The sequence below is a fragment of the Geodermatophilus amargosae genome, from assembly GCF_900116515.1.
Taxonomy (GTDB): domain Bacteria; phylum Actinomycetota; class Actinomycetes; order Mycobacteriales; family Geodermatophilaceae; genus Geodermatophilus; species Geodermatophilus amargosae.
The window spans coordinates 436,549-454,007 of sequence record NZ_FPBA01000002.1; the positions used below are offsets into that span (position 1 = coordinate 436,549).

Below are 17,459 nucleotides of genomic sequence, written 5' to 3' on the forward strand. Positions count from 1 at the left end.
CGGTCACCGGCGCAGCAGGCGCGCGGCCTCGACCGCCCAGTAGGTCAGGACCTGGCCGGCACCCGCGCGGCGGATGGCGGTGAGCGTCTCGAGGATCGCTCGCTCGCGGTCGATCCAGCCGTTGGCCGCGGCCGCCTCGACCATCGCGTACTCACCGCTCACCTGGTAGGCGCTGACCGGGACGTCGACGGCGTCGGCGACCCGGGCGACGATGTCCAGGTAGGGCAGCGCCGGCTTGACCATGACGGCGTCGGCGCCCTCGGCGAGGTCCTGGCGCACCTCGCGCAGCGCCTCGTCGGCGTTGGGCGGGTCCATCTGGTAGGTCGAGCGGTCGCCGAACTGTGGCGCCCCCTCGGCCGCCTCGCGGAAGGGCCCGTAGAAGCCGGAGGCGTACTTGGCGGCGTAGGCCAGGATCGGCGTCTCGGGAAACGCCCGGGAGTCCAGCGCCCGGCGGATCGCCGCCACCTGCCCGTCCATCATCCCGCTGGGCGCGATGACGTGGGCGCCGGCCTGCGCCTGCGCGATGGCCACGGCGGCGTAGCGGTCCAGCGTGGGGTCGTTGTCCACGAGTCCGGCCGGCGTGACCACCCCGCAGTGCCCGTGGTCGGTGTACTCGCACAGGCAGAGGTCGGCGATGAGCACCAGCTCGTCGCCGAGGTCGTCGCGCAGCTGCCGCAGCGCCACGTTGACGATCCCGTCGGCGGCGTCGGCCTGCGAGCCCACGGCGTCCTTGTCCGACGGGATGCCGAACAGGACCAGCCCGCCGATGCCGGCCTCGGCCGCCTCGTGCGCGGCCTTCCGCAGCGAGTCCGGCGTGTGCTGGACGACGCCGGGCATCGAGCCGATCGGCACCGGCTCGGAGATGCCCTGCTTGACGAACACCGGCAGCACCAGGTCGGCCGGGGCCACCCGGGTCTGCGCGGTGAGCCGCCGCAGCGCGGGCGTCGACCGCAGCCGGCGCCCGCGCGCGAAGCCGGGGTCCGCCCCGCGCTGCGCGGGGTCCACCGGTGCGGAGGTCACTCGCCCTCACCCTCCCGCTGCGCCTCGGCGTAGGCGGCCAGCGCGTCGACCAGCGGCACGACCGCGGCGGTCTCGGGCTGCACGTCCACCCGCAGGCCGAACTCCTGCGCGGTGGCCGCGGTGGCCGGGCCGATGACGGCGACGACGGTCTTGGCGTGCGGCTTGCCGGCGATGCCGACCAGGTTGCGCACGGTGCTCGACGAGGTGAAGCACACCGCGTCGAAGCCGCCGCCCTTGATCGCCTCGCGGACGGCGGCGGCCGGCGGGGCGGCGCGCACCGTGCGGTACGCGGTCACGTCGTCGACCTCCCAGCCGCGCTCCTTGAGACCCGCGGTGAGGGTCTCGGTGGCGATGTCGGCGCGGGGCAGCAGCACCCGGTCGATCGGGTCGAGGACGTCGTCGTACTCGGGGAAGTCGGCCAGCAGGCCCTCGCTGGACTGCTGCCCGGTGGGCACCAGCTCCGGCACGATGCCGAACGCGCGGACCGCCTCGGCGGTCTGCTCGCCGACGCAGGCGACCTTCACGCCGGCGAAGGCGCGGGCGTCGAGGCCCAGCTCGGTGAACTTCTCCCGGACCGCGCGCACCGCGTTGGCCGAGGTGAAGACGATCCAGCCGTAGCGGCCGGTGACCAGGCCCTTGATGGCGCGGTCCATCTGCGCGGGGCTGCGCGGGGGCTCGACGGCGATGGTGGGCACCTCGACCGGCACCGCGCCGTAGGCCCGCAGCCGGTCGCTCATCTCGCCGGCCTGGTCCTTGGTGCGCGGCACCAGCACCCGCCAGCCGAACAGCGGCCGGCTCTCCCACCAGGAGAGCTTGCCGCGCTTGTCGACGACCGAGCCCACGGTGGCCACGACCGGCCCGCTGACGGCGTCGAGGCCCGCGGTCTTCTCCGCGACGGCCGAGAGCTTCGCGACGACGCTCTTCTGCCCCGTGCCCGAGCCGCCGGTGGTGACGACGACCGCGGTGCTGCCGGACAGGCCGCCCTCGACCAGCCGCGCGGCGGCGTCGGGGAGCTGCTCGGCGCCGCCCTGCAGCACCACCGGGGCGCCGAGGGCGCTCGCTGCGCGGGCCACCGCCGGCAGGTCGACGTCGCCGTCGCGCAGGTCGGCGGTCAGCGAGGTGCCGCCGAGCGCGACGCCGGCGAAGGCCGGGACCGCGGTCGAGGGCGCGACGCCGGGGACGACGTCGAAGGGCACCGAGGTGCGGCCGACGGCCAGCGCCTCCTTGACCACGGCGTCGGAGGTGAACGGGTCACCGGCGACCAGCCGGACGACGACGTCGCCGTTCTTCGCGGCGGCGACGGCGCCCTTGGCGACCTCGGCCGACTCGCCGGAGACGACCGTCGGCTCGACGCCGGGGCGGCTCTCGCGGACGGCGTCGAGGAGGGCGGCGGGTACGTCGGGGTCGACGAGCAGCGCGGAGGCCTCGGCCAGAGCGGCCGTGGCCCGGGCGGTGAGCATGCCGGGGTCACCGGGTCCGGCGCCGACGAAGACGACGCGGCCGGGGGTCTTGCGGAAGCGCGTCATCACGAGCTCCTGGTCCTTGTTGGTGTCGTGGCCCTGGAGAGGGCGTGGGTGGGGGTCTGGGGAGCCGGGCGCTGCTGCCCGACGGGGGTGGTCACCGTGCGGCGGCCATCAGCTCGGCCGCGCCGCGGTCGAGCAGGTCGGCGGCGAGCTCGCGGCCCAGCCGCTCGGCGTCGCCGACCGGGCCGGTGGACGAGCCGCGGACGCCGTCGCTGCCGTCGATCGCGGTGACCGAGGCACGCAGGTACAGCTCGGCGCCGTCGTCGCCCTCGGCCAGCTCGGCGTAGGCGGCGACCGGGGCGCTGCAGCCGGCCTCGAGGGCGGCCAGCGTCGTCCGCTCGGCGAGCACGCAGGCGCGGGCGCCGGCGTCGTCGAGGGCGGCGAGCAGCTCGAGGGTGGACTCGTCGTCGGCCCGGCACTCCACGGCCAGCGCGCCCTGCGCGGGGGCGGGCAGCACCTGCAGTGGGTCGAGGGTCTCGGTGACGGCGTCGAGCCGGCCGAGGCGGGCCAGCCCGGCGCGGGCGAGGACGACGGCGTCGAGGTCGCCGGGCACGACACGGGCCATCCGGGTGTCGACGTTGCCGCGGATCGGCACGACCTCGAGGCCCAGACCCAGCGCCCGCAGCTGGGCGACCCGGCGGGGGGCGCCGGTGCCGATGCGGGAGCCTGCGGGCAGCTCGCCGAGGGTGAGCCGGTTGCGGGCGACGAGCGCGTCGCGCGGGTCCTCCCGCGGCGGGACGGCGGCCAGCACCAAGCCCGGCTCCGGCGCGGTGGGCAGGTCCTTGTAGCTGTGCACGGCGACGTCGACGGTGCCCTCGAGCAGCGCCGCGCGGATGGCGGTGACGAAGACGCCGGTGCCGCCGAGCTGGGTGATGGCCGCGGCCGACCGGTCGCCCTCGGTGCTGATGTGCACCAGCTCGACCGGCACGCCGCTGGCCGCGGTGATCGCGTCGGCGACGGTCTGCGACTGGGTGCGGGCGAGCTGGCTGGCGCGGGTGCCCAGGCGCAGCGTGCGGGTGGTCGTGGTCATGCCGCACCGCCCGGGTGCAGGTCGTCGGGGTCGACGGTGACCGCCTCGGCCAGCCGTCCGCCGTCGGCGGGGACGTCGGTGTCGATGCCGAGGCCGAACAGGGCCCGCAGCGCGTCGGCGTAGTCGACGCCGCCGGGGGTGCCGGCCAGCTCCTTGACCCGCACCGTCGGCTCGTGCAGCAGCTTGTCGACGACGCGGCGCACGGTGCGGGCGATCTCGCTGCGGGCGCGGGCGTCGAGGTCGGGCAGCCGGCTGGACAGTCGCAGCAGCTCGGCCTCGACGACCTCGGCGGCCTGGCTGCGCAGCGCGGAGACGGTCGGGGCGACGGCGGCGGCCTGCTGCTCGGCGCGCAGCAGCGCGGTCTCGGCCTCGATGAGCGCGTGCGCGGCGGAGACGTCGTCGGCCGCGACCGGGTCGGCGCCGCCCGCGGCCGAGCGCTCGCCCTGCAGCAGGGCCAGGTCGACGAGGTGCACCCCCGGCAGCGCGGCGACGCCCGGGTCGACGTCGCGGGGCAGCGCCAGGTCGACGACGGCCAGCGGCCGGCCCGCGCGCGCGGCCATGCCGCCCGCCACGGCGTCGGTGCCGACCACCAGGCCGGCGGCACCGGTGCAGGTGACCACCACGTCGGCGTCGGCGATGGCCTGTTGCAGGTCGGCGAGCTCGGCGGTGCCGCCGTCGACGGCGGCGGCCAGCCGGGCGGCCGACTCCGGCGAGCGGCTGGCGACGGTGACCAGCGCGCCGCGCCGGGACAGCGTGGTGGCGGCCAGCGCGCCCATCGAGCCGGCGCCGACGACCAGCGCCGGGCGCCCGGCGAGCGGGCCGACCCGCTGCTCGGCGTGGTCGAGGGAGACGGTGACCAGCGAGGCGCCGGCGCGGTCGATGCCGGTCTCGGAGTGCACCCGCTTGCCCACGCGCAGCGCGTGCTGGGCGACCGGGTGCAGCGCGCGGCCGACCGTGCCCTCCTCCTGCGCGAGGGCGTAGGCGGCGCGCAGCTGACCGAGGACCTGGGTCTCGCCGACCACCATGGAGTCCAGGCCCGCGGCCACGGTGAACAGGTGGGCGACGGCCTGGTCCTCGTAGTGGACGGTGACGTAGGGCGAGAGCTCCTCGACGCCGGCGCCGGCCTGGCGGGCGAGCACACGGCTGACCTCGGCGACGCCGCCGTGGAAGCGGTCGACCTCGGCGAAGACCTCGACCCGGTTGCAGGTGGCCAGCACGAGCGCCTCGCTCACGTGGTCACTCCCGACCAGCTCGTGCAGGGCCTTGACCGCGTCGTCGCGCGTCATGGCGAACTGCTCGAGCAGGGCGACCGGCGCGGTCTGGTGGCTGATGCCGACGGCGAGCAGGCTCATGCCATCCCCCCGGCGGGGGCGAGCGCTGCCGGGGTGGTCTGCCCGGGGACACCCCGCTGCTTGTCGAGGAACGCGAGGACCTGCAGCTCGACGGAGAGGTCGACCTGGCGGACGCCGACCCCCGCGGGCGCCGACAGCGCCACCGGTGCGAAGTTCAAGATGCTCCTCACCCCGGCCGCGGTCAGCCGGTCACAGACCGGCTGCGCCACCTCGGCCGGTGTCGCGATGACCCCGATCGTCGCCCGCGTCCCGGTCACGACCGCGTCGAGCTCCTCCATGGGCCGGACCAGCAGGTCCCCGACCCGCTGCCCCACCCGTGCCGGCGAGGCGTCGAAGAGGCCGACGAACTCGAAGCCGCGGTTGCCGAACCCGCCGTAGCCGGCCAGGGCCGACCCGAGGTTGCCGATCCCGACGAGGACACAGGCGTGGGCGGTCTCCATGCCGAGCACGGCCGCGATGCGGTCGCGCAGGGTGGACACCTCGTAGCCGACCCCGCGGGTGCCGCAGGGACCGAGGTGGGAGAGGTCCTTGCGCAACCCGGCGGGGTTGACGCCGGCCGCCGCGGCGAGCTCTCCGGAGGAGATGGTGCCACGGCCGCTGTCGACGAGTCCGGTCAGGACCCGCAGGTACACAGCCAGCCGGGCGACGGTGGCCTCCGGGATCCGGGGCCGCGACTGCATCACGGGCCTACTCCACAGCGGTCGCGCCCGGGCGCCGGCGGGAGCCTGCGGGGGCGGACGACATCGGGGATCCGGGTGGTGGACCACCCGGCGACAGCCACGGTAACCGCTTGTGAACGCAGGAACAAAGTCGCGCGAGCAGGCCCGGGCCCAGGGCCTGCGTGGATGCGCGGCGCTGTGTCCGAGACCATACCCACCCGGGCGTCGGTCGCCCCTCCCGGGTGGCCCGTCAGGAGATCCCGAGGTCCCGGCGCAGGCGGGGGACGTCGACGGTGAAGTAGGAGTGCTCGCGGCCGTCGAGCAGCACCACCGGCACCCGGTCGCCGTACTCCGCCTGCAGCTCCGGGTCGGCGTCGACGTCGACCTCGCGGGTACCGACGCCGGCCTCGGCGGCGATCCGCCCCAGCGTCTCTGCCGCGGTGACGCACAGGTGGCAGCCGGCCCGGGTCAGCAGCTCCAGGCGGGCGGCGGGCTCAGTCACCGGCGTCCTCCTCCTGCTCCTCCGTCGCCGGCAGCCCCAGCTCGCGCAGGCGGGCCCGGCTCACCTTGCCGGTGAGCGAGTGCGGCAGCGCCGGCCGGAAGGTGATCGACGTCGGCACCTTGTAGCGGGCCAGGGCGGCCGCGGCGTGCGCCCGGAGCTCCGCGGCGGTCGCCTGCGCCCCGGGCGCCAGGACGACGACCGCGCGGACGGCGGCCCCGGTCCGTGCGTCGGGGACCCCGATGACCGCGCTCTGCGCGACGGCGGGGTGGGCGTCGAGGACCCGCTCCACCTCCGCCGGGTAGACGTTGAAGCCGCTGACCAGCACCAGGTCGCTGCGCCGGTCGACCAGGTGCAGGTCGCCGTCGCCGTCGCGGTAGGCGAGGTCGCCGGTGGCCAGCCACCCGTCGTCGTCCGGGCCGTCGGCGCCGTCGGGCCAGAAGCCGGCGAACAGGTTCGGGCCGCGCACCTCGATCTCCCCCGGCCCCGTCTCGTCGACGTCACCGGTCCGGTCCGCCGAGACGTCGCGGAGGACGACCTCGACGCCGGGCACCGGGCCGCCGATGCAGGCCGGCTTGGCCCGGCCGGTCGCCAGGGTGCTGGCCACCACGGGGCTGGCCTCGGTGAGGCCGTAGCCCTCCCACACCCGGACGGCGGCACGGTCGCGCATCGCCGTCCAGACCCCCTCCGGCAGCGGCGCGGCACCCGAGGAGGCCATCCGGACCGCGGCGAAGGCCCGCCGCAGCACGGCGTCGCTGCCGTCGGCGTCGGCGGCGGCCACCCAGGCCTGGTACATCGGCGGCGCACCCGGGACGGCGGTCACCTGCTCGCGCTGCATGACCTCCAGCGACGCCCGCGGGTCGAAGGCCGACTGCAGCACCGCGCACGCACCCGTGGCCGCGACCAGGCCGAAGCCGGCGTTGAGGCCGTAGACGTGGAACAGCGGCAGGACGAGCAGCACGCGGTCGTCGGGGCGGACCGGCGGCGGCTGCATCGCCAGGCACTGCTGCTGGTTGGCGCGCAGCGCGCCCGCGGTGAGCATCGCGCCGCGGGGCCGGCCGGTGGTGCCGCTGGTGTAGGCCAGGAAGGACAGCGCCGCGGGGTCGTCCGGGTGCACGGGTGCCGGGCCGTCGTCGTCGGGCGGCCCAGCCACCACGGGGACGCCGGCGAGCGGGGGGCGCCCGGCCGCCACGACCAGCAGGGCGGCGCCGGAGTCGGTGAGCAGGTGCTCGAGCTCGGGGTCGGTGTAGCCGGTGTTCACCGGGACGACGACCAGCCCGGCCCGCAGTGCGCCCAGCACGGCCCGCAGCCAGTCGACGCCGTTGGGCAGCTGCACCGCGACCCGGTCCCCCGGCGCCAGCCCGCGCGCGCCGTAGCCGGCGGCGGCACGGTCGACCAGCGCGTCGAGCTCCCGCCAGGACAGCCGCGTCCCGCCGTCGACGACGGCGGGAGCGTCGGGGCGGTCCTCGGCCGCGGCGCGCACGAGCGCAGCCAGGCCCGTCGGAGCCTCGGTGCCGGTCACCGGCGGGTTCACGGGCACCTCCTGCGGGCGGTGGCCGGTCCCTCCGGGGAGGTACCGCGAGGTACCACTCGGCCGGCCGACGTGGACGGTTCGCAGTGATGTTGTCACCATGGGCGAGGACCCGCAGCACCGCGGGACACCGCCGAGCCGGCTGGACCCCCGTCGGGCGAGCCGCCGCGACCCGGCGGGCCGACGAGGAGGTCGACGTCCCGCATGCCGCAGTCGCGCCCGGTGGACGAGCGGCCGTCCGCCGTCCCGGCCGGGCGGCGGCCCGGGCCGCGTCCCCGTCCGACGCCCTACCCGCGCGCCGGCGCGGAGGGCGCGCCCGGGCCGGCCGCGGACTCCGCTCCGGAGGCGGAGGCCGAGGAGGACGACGGCGCCCTCGCCGAGGAGCTGGCGGCCCTCGAGGAGGACCTGCCCGGCGACCGGGTGGACGTCTGGGCGCTTGTCCGGCAGGCGCAGGACGGAGACGCCGAGGCGTTCGGCCGGCTCTACGACCACTACGTCACCCTGGTGTACCGGTACGTCCTGCACCGCGTGGGCGACCGCGCGCAGGCCGAGGACTTCACCAGCGAGACGTTCGTCCGCGCGCTGCGGCGGATCGACTCGCTGTCCTTCCAGGGCCGCGACGTCGGCAGTGGCTCGTCACCATCGCGCGCAACATCATCCGCGACCACGTGAAGAGCAGCCGGTTCCGGCTGGAGGTCACCACCGCGGACATGCGCGACGCCGACCAGGCCACCGACGGCCCCGAGGACGCCGTCGCCGCCCGGCTGACCAACGAGCAGCTGCTCGCGTGCATCCGCCAGCTGGGCGGCGAGCAGCAGGAGTGCATCTCGCTGCGCTTCCTGCAGGGGTTGTCGGTGTCGGAGACCGCGGCGGTCATGGGCAAGAAGGACGGCGCGGTCAAGGCGCTGCAGCACCGGGCGGTGCGGCGGCTGGCCGGTCTGCTCCCCGAGGGGCTCCGGTGACGGGCATGACCACCTCCGGGGGACGTCCCGTTGCCACCCACCGGCTGGGCGTAACGCGGGGGGCTGCGCGTCGTTGCTCCGGTCGGCCACGGCCCCGACCGACCGGAGGACCCAGGTGAGCGACCGGCACGATGCCGCGGGAGCGTCCCGCCGCGCGTCCGTGCACGGGCGCGAGGCGGCCCTCGAGGACCGGCTGCGCGCACTCGCCATCGACCTCGACGACGAGCCGTCCCCGGACTTCCGCGCGGCCACCCGCGCCCGGCTGGTCGCGATGGCCGCCGTCCGCTCGCCCGAGCCGGAGCCGCGCCGCCGTCCGGCTCGGCTGGGATCGGCCCGGCCGGCGCGCCGCCCGGCCTGGCGGGCCCGGCTCGCCGCCGGGGTCGCCGGCGCGGCCGTTGCGGTCACGGCCCTGGGCACGCTGGTCGCGCTGTCCACCGACGCGGAGCCGGGCGACACGCTGTACGGCCTCAAGCGGGGCACCGAGCAGACCCAGCTCGCGCTGGCAGGCGACGAGCGCGGCCTGACGCTGCTCGAGTTCGCCACCACCCGGCTGCAGGAGCTCGACCGGCTGGTCGAGGGCTCGGCGGGGGCACCGCCGGTCGACCTGGTGCTCGACACCCTCGCCACCATGGACGCCCAGACCTCGAGGGCGCCGCCCTGGTGCTCTCGCAGGCCGTCGCCGGCGGCGACGCCGGTCCCCTCTCGGTCATCAGCGGCTGGGCGCAGGACCAGGGCGACGGCCTCGCCGGCCTGGAGGGCGCCCTGCCCGCCGGCGCGGAGGACGCCGCGACCCGCTCGCTGGGGCTGGTCGGCGACGTCGGCACCCGCGCGGCGGAGCTGCAGGCCGCCCTCGACTGCCCCACCGGCGCCGCGGTGGCCGGCACGGACGACCTCGGCCCGGTACCCGCACCGTGCGCAGCCCCCGCGACGCCGGACACGGCCGCCCCGGCGGACCCGAGCGCCGGGACCGCCGAACCCGGCGCCCCGGTCAGTGACGCGCCGGCTGCGCCGTCGTCGTCCGCGCCGTCGTCCCCGGCTCCCTCAGGTCCGCCCGCGGCGCCGTCCACCGGCAGCGGCGGCGGCTCCGCGGGGTCGACGGGCTCCGGCGGGAGGGGCCCGGGCGGTGGGACGGCGCCCTCCGGCGGCGGCAGCAGCACGCCGCCGACGTCCCCGCCGGCACCCGGTGGGGGCCTGCCCCTGCCGGTCCCGACGCTCCCGGTGCCGGGAGGTGGCGGTCAGCCGTCCGCGCCGACCACGGCCCCGACCGCGACGCCCCCGCCGATCCTGGACGTCCCGCTGCCGGTCTGCATCCGCCCGATCCTCTGCTGAGGTCCGGCTCCGGGACCTCGGTGACCGCTCGATAGTGTCGGCCGGTGCCGCCCCGAGGGCGGCGGGACCACTCCAGGGGAGGGAGCCCGTGCCGGGTCTGCCGTTCCGCGGCCGCCGCACGCCGGACGCCGGGGCACCGACCGAGGACGAGATCCGCGCGCACGTCGCGGGCGCCGCGTCCGCGGCCGCAGCGGAGGTCGAGCCGGTCCCGGCGGTGGTGGCCGACCGCACCGCCGCCGCGTTCTTCGACGTCGACAACACGATGATGATGGGCGCCTCGCTGTTCTGGTTCGCCCGCGGCCTGGCCTCCCGGAAGTACCTGAACTCCCGCGCCATCGCGCGCTTCGCGTGGCAGCAGGCGAAGTTCCGCGTCGCCGGCAACGAGAGCGCCGGCGACATGCACACCATCCGCGAGACCGCGCTCGCCTTCGTCGCCGGACGCGAGGTCTCGGAGATCGTCGATGCCGGCGAGGAGATCTACGACGAGCTCATGGCCGACCGGATCTGGTCGGGCACCCGCAACCTCGCCCAGCAGCACCTCGACGCCGGGCAGCGGGTGTGGCTGGTCACCGCGACGCCGGTCGAGCTGGCCCGGATCATCGCCCACCGGCTCGGGCTCACCGGCGCCCTGGGCACGGTGGCCGAGGTGGTCGAGGGCCGCTACACCGGCCGGCTGGTCGGCGAGCTGATGCACGGGGAGGCCAAGGCCGAGGCGGTGCGGGCACTGGCCGAGCGGGAGGACCTGGACCTCTCGCGCTGCACCGCCTACAGCGACTCGGCCAACGACCTGCCGATGCTCACCCTCACCGGCACGGCGGTGGCGGTGAACCCCGACACCGAGCTGCGCGCCGTCGCCCGCTCGCGCGACTGGACCATCCGGGACTTCCGCACCGGCCGCAAGGCCGCGCGGATCGGCGTCCCCACGGTCGCCGCGGCGGCTCTCACCGGCGGCGCCGTCGGCGGCGCGCTCGCCTTCCGCCGGAGGAGACTGCTCTGAGGAGCGGGGGCCCGGAGGGTCCCCCGACGAGGAGCAGGCGGGCGCGCTCGACGGGCCGGCTGCGGATCCCGGTCGCGGGTGCCACCGTGAGCCGCCCTGCGAGGCGCCGTGAAGAGCGGGGCCCGGAGGGTCCCGAGGAACGGCAGGGAGGGCTCAGCGCAGCAGGGGAACGGCACCTGGCCGCGGTGGGAGGCCGGAGGCCGACCGGATCAGCTGAAGACGGAGGTGCGCTGCAGGAGGAGCTGGTAGATCGACTGCTGGATCGTCTCGCGGACCTGGTCGGTCAGGTTGAACACCAGCATCGGGTCCTCGGCGGCCGCGGGGCCGTAGTGCGCCGTCTCGATCGGCTCACCGAAGGCGATGAGCCACTTCGACGGCAGCGGCACCAGCCCGAGCGGGCCGAGCGCGGGGAACGTCGGCGTCACCGGGAAGTACGGCAGGCCGAGCAGCCGCGCGAGCGTCTTCGCGTTGCCGATCATCGGGTAGATCTCCTCGGCGCCGACGATGGCGCACGGGACGATCGGCTTGCCGGTCCGCAGAGCCGCTGTGACGAAACCACCCCGGCCGAACCGCTGCAGGGTGTACCGCTCGCGGAAGGGCTTGCCGACTCCCTTGAACCCCTCGGGGAAGACGCCGACCAGCTCGTCGCCGCACAGCAGCCGCTCGGCGTCCTCGCTGCACGCGAGCGTGGCGCCGAACTTGCGCGCCAGCGAGCCCACGACGGGGAGGTCGAACACCAGGTCGGCGCCGAGCAGCCGGAACCGGCGCTGCGCGGGGTGGTCGTCGTGCAGCGCGACGGTGGCCATGAGCGCGTCGACCGGGACCGTGCCCGAGTGGTTGGCCACGATCAGCGCACCGCCCTCGGCGGGGACGTTCTCGACGCCGTGGGTCTCCACCCGGAACCAGCGGGAGAACAGCGGCCGCAGGACCGGCAGCAGCACGTGGTCGGTGAGGTCGGTGTCGAAGCCGAACTCGTCGGTCTCGTACTCGCCGGTCAGCCGCCGGCGGAGGAAGTCCAGCCCGCCGGCCACCTGCTCGTCCCAGCTGGGGTCCGACGCCGGCGGGACGTGCCGCTGCCCGTCGTCGTCGGGGCGCAGCCGGATCACGCGGGCCTCAGGCATCGCGCACCGCCCGCAGCCCCGGCGAGGCCGGTGCCGGCCGCAGCCGTCCGTGCACCGTCGTCCCCACCGAGGAGGCGACCGACCCGGCGCGCGCGACCAGCTGCTGGGCACGCGCCGTGACGTCGACGACCAGTTCCGGCGGGATCACCGGCGGGGCCGTGTGGGCGTAGTCGGCCAGCGCCTCGGCGGTGGTGTAGCGGGGTGTGTAGCCGAACTCGGTGTGCAGCACGGTCGTGTCGACCACGCGGCCGAAGCTGAGGAAGCGCATCTGCTCGGGTGAGTAGTCCACGAAGCCGAAGCGCCGGGTGAGCCGGCCCAGGGAGCCCAGCGCCGGTGAGGGCACTGGCAGCTGCAGCCGGCCCAGCCGGCGGATGACCTGCGACAGCAGCAACGTGCCCTCTCCCCCCACGTTGACCGTGCCGGCGAAGTCCCCGGTGGTGGCCTGGGCGAGCACGCCGAGGGCGTCGTCCTCGTGCAGCAGCTGGACGCGGGCGTCGTAGCCGAGCGCGGTCGGGACGACCGGCATGCGCAGGAACCCGGACAGCACCGAGTCGATGCGCGGGCCGATGAAGTTGGTGAACCGCAGGACAGCGACCCCGACGTCGGGACGGCGGCGCGAGAAGGACCGCACGTAGCCCTCGATGTCGAGGCTGTCCTTGGCGAACCCGCCCGAGGGCACCCGCCGGGCCTGCATCGCCTCGGTGAAGACGGCGGGGTCGCGCGGCGAGGCGCCGTAGACGGCGCTGGTCGACTTGAGCACCAGCCGGCGCACCGAGGGTGCGCGCTGGCAGGCGGCGAGGAGCTGCATCGTGCCGATGACGTTGAGCTCCTTCATCGGCCCCCGGCCGCCGGACCCGGCGGGCGTGGAGCTGATGTTCATGTGCACGACGGTGTCGACCGACGCGGTGTTGATGACCTTGCCGATCAGCGGGTTGCGGATGTCGGCGCGCACGAACTCGGTGCGGCCGAGGCGGCGGAGCAGCTCCGCCGACGGGGGGACGGTGTCGACCCCGATGACCCGGTCGATGGCCGGGTTGCGAGCGAGCTCGGCCGCCAGCGCACCCCCCAGCCACCGGCTGACACCGGTGACGAGGACGACGGCAGGCGGCACGAGCGTCAGCTCACTTCTTGTTGCGACGTTGCACGCGGGTCTTCTTGAGCAGCTTGCGGTGCTTCTTCTTCGCCATCCGCTTGCGGCGCTTCTTGATGACCGAACCCATGTCCTGCTCCCGACGTCGTTGCCGCGTGTCGCGCCGGGGCCACGGGGGGCGGAACCGGACGCCACGCGAGTGTGGATCAGCTCGTGTGCGACGGCTCCGGCCGGGGCCGGGGTGTCGCTCGGCGTCCGAGCCTACCCGGCGCCCCCGCGGCGACGCTGCCGCGGGAACCGGGCCGGACGGATCTCACCCGAGCGGGTCGGGCGAGGGCGCCGATCGACGGTGCGATCGAGCAGTACGTGAGGTGTTGGAACGGCCGCCCTCACGCGGAGGACGGGGTCCTCGCTCAGGCGATGTCGGTGTAGGCGTCGCGCAGGTAGTCCTGGACGGCGCGCTCGGGGACGCGGAACGACCGGCCGACGCGGACGGCGGACAGCTCGCCGGCGTGCACGAGGCGGTACACGGTCATCTTCGAGACGCGCATCATGCTCGCGACCTCGGCGACGGTCAGGAAGGTGACGGCAGCGCGCGGCTGCGGGACGACCGGGCGGCCGACGGGCATCGCGGCCGGGTGGGCCGGGCCGACCGGGCGCGCCATGGCGGCGGCCGGGATCGGGCGGGCCATGGGCCGCGGGCCGGGGACGGCCGGGCGGATGTAGGCGGCGTTGGTGCGCTGGGGCATGGTCATGATCGGCTCTCCGGACCTAGCACGAGTCGGGCGCCGGCTTCCCCACCGGCTACGGGACACGCACGTGCTGATACAGAGAGTAAGGGGACCCGCGTGACAGAAGCGATGGAAGAAACGGACACCGGGAACGGTCCGTCCCTGGCAGAACTACACGTATGCAACTCGCTTCACAGCCGTATCGGCGCGTCTCCCCGTCGATGTGTCGACACGGTAACGCAGAGTCCCCCCGAGGAGCCCCCGCGCGGGTTATCGTCACCGGCTCCCGTCAGCGGCGGGACGGCGTCACCGGTTCCCGTCGGCCCGGCCCAGCTCGACCGAGCGGGCGGCAGCCGCCTCGATGGCCGCGATGAGCGCCGAGCGCACCGAGTGCCGCTCCAGCTCCCGGATGCCGGCGATGGTCGTGCCGCCCGGGCTGCTCACCGCGTCGCGCAGCTGGGCCGGGTGCTCCCCCGACTCGCGCAGCATCACCGCTGACCCCAGCGCGGTCTGCACCACGAGCTCCGTGGTCAGCGCCCGCGGCAGGCCGAGCAGCACGCCGGCGTCGACCATCGCCTCGACCAGGTAGAAGAAGTAGGCCGGGCCGCTGCCCGACAGCGCCGTCACCGCGTCCTGCTGGTACTCCGGCACCCGCGCCACCCGGCCGACGGTCGACAGCAGCGCCTCGGCCTCGTCCAGCTCGGCCTCCCCCGCCGACGCGCCGGCCGACAGCACGCTCATCCCCTCGTCGACCAGGGCGGGGGTGTTGGGCATGACCCGCACCACCGGCACACCGGCCGGCAGCGCCGCCTCGATGGTGGCGGTGGAGATGCCGGCCGCGATGCTGACCACCAGGTGCCCGTCGTCCACCGCCGGCGCGAGCAGGGTCAGCAGGCCGGGGAGGTCCTGCGGCTTGACCGCCAGGAGCAGCACCCGCGCGCGGGCCGCCGCCTCCTCGATGTCGACGACCTCGACGCCGTAGCGCGCCGCGAGCTCGCGTCCCCGCTCCGGGTGCCGCTCGCAGACGACGACGCCGCCGGACCCCGACCGCTTCACCAGCCCGGCCAGCAGCGCCTCGCCCATCTTGCCGCCGCCGAGGACCGCCAGGCCCTGTCGCTGTGCCATGCCGTTCTCCCAGCTCTCGGTGTGCGCCGGACCTCGCGCCGGACCCCGCGCCGGACGGAGCCCCGGACCCCCGTCGGACCGTAGTGCGCGCGGGTGTGCCACCTCCCGGCCACGGGTAGCCGCGCCCGCATGGCAGGAGAACTGGACGGGATGAAGGTGGCCGTGCTCGCGACCGACGGCGTCGAGCAGGTCGAGCTCGAACGGCCGTGGCAGACGCTCGAGGAGGCCGGCGCGGAGCCCGAGCTGGTGTCGCTGGGCAGCGGCACGATCACCATGTACCAGCACATCGACAAGGGCGACCAGAAGAAGGTGGACACCACCGTCGCCCTGGCCGACCCCGAGGACTACGCGGCGCTGGTCCTGCCCGGCGGCGTCATCAACGGCGACTTCGTGCGGGCCGACGCCGACGCCGTCGCCTTCGTGAAGGCCTTCTTCGAGGCGGACAAGCCGGTGGCGGCCATCTGCCACGCGCCCTGGGTGCTCGCCGAGGCCGACGTCGTCCGCGGCCGGCGGATGACGTCGTGGCCCTCGCTGCAGACCGACCTGCGCAACGCGGGTGCCGAGTGGGTGGACGAGGAGGTCGTCGTCGACGGCAACCTCGTCACCAGCCGCAACCCCGACGACCTCGACGCGTTCGGCGCGGCGATCGTCGAGCAGTTCGCGCAGGCCGGCACCGAGGACGACGACGAGGACGAGTGAGCCGCGGCCGGGCTGCCCGGTGGCGCCTCAGGTGCCGGCGAGCAGCCCGGCGGCCGGGGCGATGGTGAGCAGCGCCCCGGCGAAGACGAGGACGGCGACCAGCCGCAGGCCCGTGGGCTCGCGGCCGGTGCGCTGCCGCCACGCCCCGACGCCGGCGACCAGGCCGGTGACCGCCAGCGGGGCGAGGACCACCGCGACCTGCGGCAACTGCTCCCAGACGACGGTGGCGAGGAAGTAGATGCCGACTCCGGCAGCGAGGGCCAGGACCAGCTCGCCGGCGAAGCGCAGCCAGGCCAGCGCCCCTTCCCGGGCACCGAGCGGCTCGTCGAGCACCTCGGTCTCCCCGGGCCGGGTCACCGGGATCGGGCCCGTGGCCGGCGCGGCGTCCGGCGCGGCACTGCCCGGGACACCCGGCTTGCGGGAGGGCCGGATCCCCGGGATGGCCGCCGTCGAGGGCTCGGACGGGCCGCGGGTGGCCCCGGCCGGCGCCCCCGCGACGCGGCCGGTGTCCCGGGCCTTCTCCACGCGGCCGGCGTCCCGGGCCTCACGGCCGGTGTCGGAGACCCGGCCCGTGTCGCGGGACAGCCGGCCGGTCTCGGAGACCCGGCCGGTGTCGCCGGCCCGGCGCCCGGGGTTGGGTTGCTCGGTCTCGTCCTCGGGCTCCCGGCGGCGCTGCTTGATCGGGAGGTCGCCGGTGTCGCCCCGGCGCCGGCGCACGCTGCGCGGGGCCTCGATGCCGGCCTCGCGCAGGATGTCGGCCAGCGGACGGCCGCCGGTCTCCGGACCGCGCCCGGGATCGGGGTCCCTGCGGGGCTGTGCCATCACGCGTCTCCCAAGGAGTCCAGTCGCCGCAGGATGACGCCCTCGCGCAGCGCCCACGGACAGATCTTGACGGAGGGTAGATCCAGCGCCTGCATCGCGGCCTGCGCCACGACCGCGCCGGCCGGCACCTGGTGGGCGCGGTCGGGAGACACACCGCGCAGCTCGGCCAGGCCGCGGGACTCGATGCGGGACACGAACCCGATCAGCTGACCCAGGCCGTCGAGGGTGAGCTGCCGGTCGACCCGCAGGCCGGCCGAGTAGGGGGCCGCGCCGGTCAGCCGCGCGAGCGTGCGGAACGTCTTGCTGGTCGCGGCGACCAGGTCCGGCGGCCCGGCCCCGCGCAGCTTCTTCGCCGCCGGCCGGAGGACGTCGGCGGCGTGCTCCTGCAGGGCCTCGAGCTTGGCAAGGTCGGGCTTCCTGCCCGCGGCGGCCTCGGGCAGGAAGCGGCGGGTCATCCGCCCGGCGCCGAGCGGGACCGACAGAGCGACGTCGGGGTCCTCGTCCACACCGCTGGCCAGCTCCAGCGAGCCGCCGCCGATGTCGAGGACGAGCAGCCGCCCGGCGCTCCACCCGTACCACCGGCGCACGGCCAGGAAGGTCAGCCGCGCCTCCTCCTCGCCGCTGGTCACCTGCACGTCGACGCCGGTCTGAGCGCGGACGCGGTCGAGCACCTCCAGGCCGTTGACCGCCTCGCGGATCGCCGAGGTGACCAGGGCGAGCACCTCGTCGCAGCCCTGCTCCTCGGCCCGCTTGCACGCCTTGCGCACCGCGTTGACCAGGGCCTTCTCGCCGGCCTTGGACAGGAAGTCGTCCTTGCCGACGTGCTCGGCCAGCCGCAGGACGGACCGGTCGTCGTAGGTCGGGGTCGGGTGGCCACCGCGGTGGGCGTCGACCACAAGCAGGTGGACGGTGTTCGAGCCGATGTCCAGAACGCCGAGCCGCATGCGGTCAGTCTGCCGGTCGGGGTCT

Annotated in this window: 19 protein-coding genes and 1 pseudogene; 6 read left to right on the forward strand and 14 right to left on the reverse strand. The window is 75.9% G+C overall.

Annotation, left to right across the window (positions count from 1 at the left end; all coding sequences use genetic code 11):
* Positions 1–3: 3 nt before the first annotated feature.
* From hemB to BM414_RS04815, 7 genes are all read right to left on the reverse strand, one after another.
* Positions 4–1,020, reverse strand: a complete 1,017-nt coding sequence (hemB, locus tag BM414_RS04785) for a porphobilinogen synthase (protein WP_245784481.1) — start codon at positions 1,018–1,020, stop codon at positions 4–6.
* Positions 1,017–2,546, reverse strand: coding sequence for a uroporphyrinogen-III synthase (locus BM414_RS04790; protein WP_093578258.1), 1,530 nt, complete (start codon positions 2,544–2,546; stop codon positions 1,017–1,019). The genes hemB and BM414_RS04790 overlap by 4 nt, the downstream gene beginning before the upstream one ends.
* A gap of 91 nt (positions 2,547–2,637) precedes the next feature.
* Entirely contained in the window at positions 2,638–3,573 is a 936-nt protein-coding gene (gene hemC / locus BM414_RS04795; protein WP_093578259.1) for a hydroxymethylbilane synthase, read from the reverse strand.
* Positions 3,570–4,925, reverse strand: coding sequence for a glutamyl-tRNA reductase (locus tag BM414_RS04800; protein ID WP_093578260.1), 1,356 nt, complete (start codon positions 4,923–4,925; stop codon positions 3,570–3,572). The genes hemC and BM414_RS04800 overlap by 4 nt, the downstream gene beginning before the upstream one ends.
* Positions 4,922–5,605 carry a redox-sensing transcriptional repressor Rex gene (locus BM414_RS04805; RefSeq protein ID WP_245784501.1) on the reverse strand — a complete coding sequence of 228 codons (684 nt, stop codon included), beginning with the start codon at positions 5,603–5,605 and terminating at the stop codon, positions 4,922–4,924. The genes BM414_RS04800 and BM414_RS04805 overlap by 4 nt, the downstream gene beginning before the upstream one ends.
* Before the next feature lie 229 nt (positions 5,606–5,834).
* Entirely contained in the window at positions 5,835–6,086 is a 252-nt protein-coding gene (locus BM414_RS04810; protein WP_093578262.1) for a glutaredoxin family protein, read from the reverse strand.
* Positions 6,079–7,617: an AMP-binding protein gene (locus BM414_RS04815; RefSeq protein WP_245784482.1), complete on the reverse strand. Its 1,539-nt coding sequence runs from the start codon at positions 7,615–7,617 to the stop codon at positions 6,079–6,081. The genes BM414_RS04810 and BM414_RS04815 overlap by 8 nt, the downstream gene beginning before the upstream one ends.
* A 201-nt stretch (positions 7,618–7,818) precedes the next feature.
* On the opposite strand from BM414_RS04815, the gene BM414_RS30615 reads away from it, so the two are divergent.
* From BM414_RS30615 to BM414_RS04830, 5 genes and pseudogenes are all read left to right on the forward strand, one after another.
* Positions 7,819–8,286 carry a sigma factor gene (locus BM414_RS30615; RefSeq protein WP_245784483.1) on the forward strand — a complete coding sequence of 156 codons (468 nt, stop codon included), beginning with the start codon at positions 7,819–7,821 and terminating at the stop codon, positions 8,284–8,286.
* A complete protein-coding gene (locus tag BM414_RS30620) occupies positions 8,283–8,576 on the forward strand; it encodes an RNA polymerase sigma factor (protein ID WP_245784484.1) in 294 nt (97 codons plus the stop codon). The genes BM414_RS30615 and BM414_RS30620 overlap by 4 nt, the downstream gene beginning before the upstream one ends.
* A 271-nt stretch (positions 8,577–8,847) precedes the next feature.
* Positions 8,848–9,147, forward strand: a pseudogene (locus tag BM414_RS31725) (DUF5667 domain-containing protein); the annotation flags it as partial.
* An 89-nt stretch (positions 9,148–9,236) separates the two neighbouring features.
* A complete protein-coding gene (locus BM414_RS04825; RefSeq protein ID WP_093578264.1) occupies positions 9,237–9,905 on the forward strand; it encodes a hypothetical protein in 669 nt (222 codons plus the stop codon).
* An 88-nt stretch (positions 9,906–9,993) separates the two neighbouring features.
* Complete coding sequence (locus BM414_RS04830; RefSeq protein ID WP_093578265.1) at positions 9,994–10,902, forward strand: HAD family hydrolase; 909 nt, start codon at positions 9,994–9,996, stop codon at positions 10,900–10,902.
* A 209-nt stretch (positions 10,903–11,111) separates the two neighbouring features.
* Here the strand turns inward: BM414_RS04830 and BM414_RS04835 are convergent, their stop codons facing one another.
* The 5 genes from BM414_RS04835 to proC all read right to left on the reverse strand — a co-directional run bounded on the left by BM414_RS04835 (position 11,112) and on the right by proC (position 14,969).
* Positions 11,112–12,023 (reverse strand): lysophospholipid acyltransferase family protein, encoded by a 912-nt coding sequence (locus BM414_RS04835; RefSeq protein ID WP_093578266.1) that lies wholly within the window; start codon positions 12,021–12,023, stop codon positions 11,112–11,114.
* A complete protein-coding gene (locus BM414_RS04840) occupies positions 12,016–13,134 on the reverse strand; it encodes an NAD-dependent epimerase/dehydratase family protein (protein WP_093578267.1) in 1,119 nt (372 codons plus the stop codon). Before BM414_RS04840 ends, BM414_RS04835 begins: the two co-directional genes overlap by 8 nt.
* Before the next feature lie 10 nt (positions 13,135–13,144).
* On the reverse strand, positions 13,145–13,243 hold the full coding sequence (locus tag BM414_RS04845) for a 30S ribosomal protein bS22 (protein WP_012854759.1): 99 nt from the start codon (positions 13,241–13,243) through the stop codon (positions 13,145–13,147).
* A 283-nt stretch (positions 13,244–13,526) separates the two neighbouring features.
* The gene (locus tag BM414_RS29090; protein WP_245784485.1) at positions 13,527–13,868 is read right to left on the reverse strand and encodes a helix-turn-helix domain-containing protein; all 342 of its coding nucleotides are present in this window, start codon (positions 13,866–13,868) and stop codon (positions 13,527–13,529) included.
* A gap of 282 nt (positions 13,869–14,150) precedes the next feature.
* The gene (gene proC / locus BM414_RS04855; protein WP_093578268.1) at positions 14,151–14,969 is read right to left on the reverse strand and encodes a pyrroline-5-carboxylate reductase; all 819 of its coding nucleotides are present in this window, start codon (positions 14,967–14,969) and stop codon (positions 14,151–14,153) included.
* Between the two features lie 129 nt (positions 14,970–15,098).
* Between proC and BM414_RS04860 the strand changes: the two genes are divergently transcribed.
* Positions 15,099–15,668: a type 1 glutamine amidotransferase domain-containing protein gene (locus tag BM414_RS04860; protein ID WP_093578269.1), complete on the forward strand. Its 570-nt coding sequence runs from the start codon at positions 15,099–15,101 to the stop codon at positions 15,666–15,668.
* Between the two features lie 27 nt (positions 15,669–15,695).
* Here the strand turns inward: BM414_RS04860 and BM414_RS04865 are convergent, their stop codons facing one another.
* Together BM414_RS04865 and BM414_RS04870 are read right to left on the reverse strand one after the other, a co-directional pair.
* Positions 15,696–16,490, reverse strand: a complete 795-nt coding sequence (locus BM414_RS04865; protein WP_093578387.1) for a hypothetical protein — start codon at positions 16,488–16,490, stop codon at positions 15,696–15,698.
* Positions 16,490–17,434 carry a Ppx/GppA family phosphatase gene (locus BM414_RS04870; protein ID WP_093578270.1) on the reverse strand — a complete coding sequence of 315 codons (945 nt, stop codon included), beginning with the start codon at positions 17,432–17,434 and terminating at the stop codon, positions 16,490–16,492. The genes BM414_RS04865 and BM414_RS04870 overlap by 1 nt, the downstream gene beginning before the upstream one ends.
* Between the last annotated feature and the right edge of the window lie 25 nt (positions 17,435–17,459).

Excerpts from the sequence above, each read along its gene's own strand:
- BM414_RS04800 (WP_093578260.1), bottom strand. The coding sequence starts at position 4,925 with ATGAGCCTGCTCGCCGTCGGCATCAGCCACCAGACCGCGCCGGTCGCC.
- BM414_RS04835 (WP_093578266.1), bottom strand. The coding sequence starts at position 12,023 with ATGCCTGAGGCCCGCGTGATCCGGCTGCGCCCCGACGACGACGGGCAG.
- BM414_RS04845 (WP_012854759.1), bottom strand. The coding sequence starts at position 13,243 with ATGGGTTCGGTCATCAAGAAGCGCCGCAAGCGGATGGCGAAGAAGAAG.
- BM414_RS04870 (WP_093578270.1), bottom strand. The coding sequence starts at position 17,434 with ATGCGGCTCGGCGTTCTGGACATCGGCTCGAACACCGTCCACCTGCTT.
- BM414_RS29090 (WP_245784485.1), bottom strand. The coding sequence starts at position 13,868 with ATGACCATGCCCCAGCGCACCAACGCCGCCTACATCCGCCCGGCCGTC.
- BM414_RS04860 (WP_093578269.1), top strand. The coding sequence starts at position 15,099 with ATGGCAGGAGAACTGGACGGGATGAAGGTGGCCGTGCTCGCGACCGAC.
- BM414_RS04805 (WP_245784501.1), bottom strand. The coding sequence starts at position 5,605 with ATGCAGTCGCGGCCCCGGATCCCGGAGGCCACCGTCGCCCGGCTGGCT.
- proC (WP_093578268.1), bottom strand. The coding sequence starts at position 14,969 with ATGGCACAGCGACAGGGCCTGGCGGTCCTCGGCGGCGGCAAGATGGGC.
- BM414_RS30615 (WP_245784483.1), top strand. The coding sequence starts at position 7,819 with ATGCCGCAGTCGCGCCCGGTGGACGAGCGGCCGTCCGCCGTCCCGGCC.
- BM414_RS04865 (WP_093578387.1), bottom strand. The coding sequence starts at position 16,490 with ATGGCACAGCCCCGCAGGGACCCCGATCCCGGGCGCGGTCCGGAGACC.
- hemC (WP_093578259.1), bottom strand. The coding sequence starts at position 3,573 with ATGACCACGACCACCCGCACGCTGCGCCTGGGCACCCGCGCCAGCCAG.
- BM414_RS04790 (WP_093578258.1), bottom strand. The coding sequence starts at position 2,546 with ATGACGCGCTTCCGCAAGACCCCCGGCCGCGTCGTCTTCGTCGGCGCC.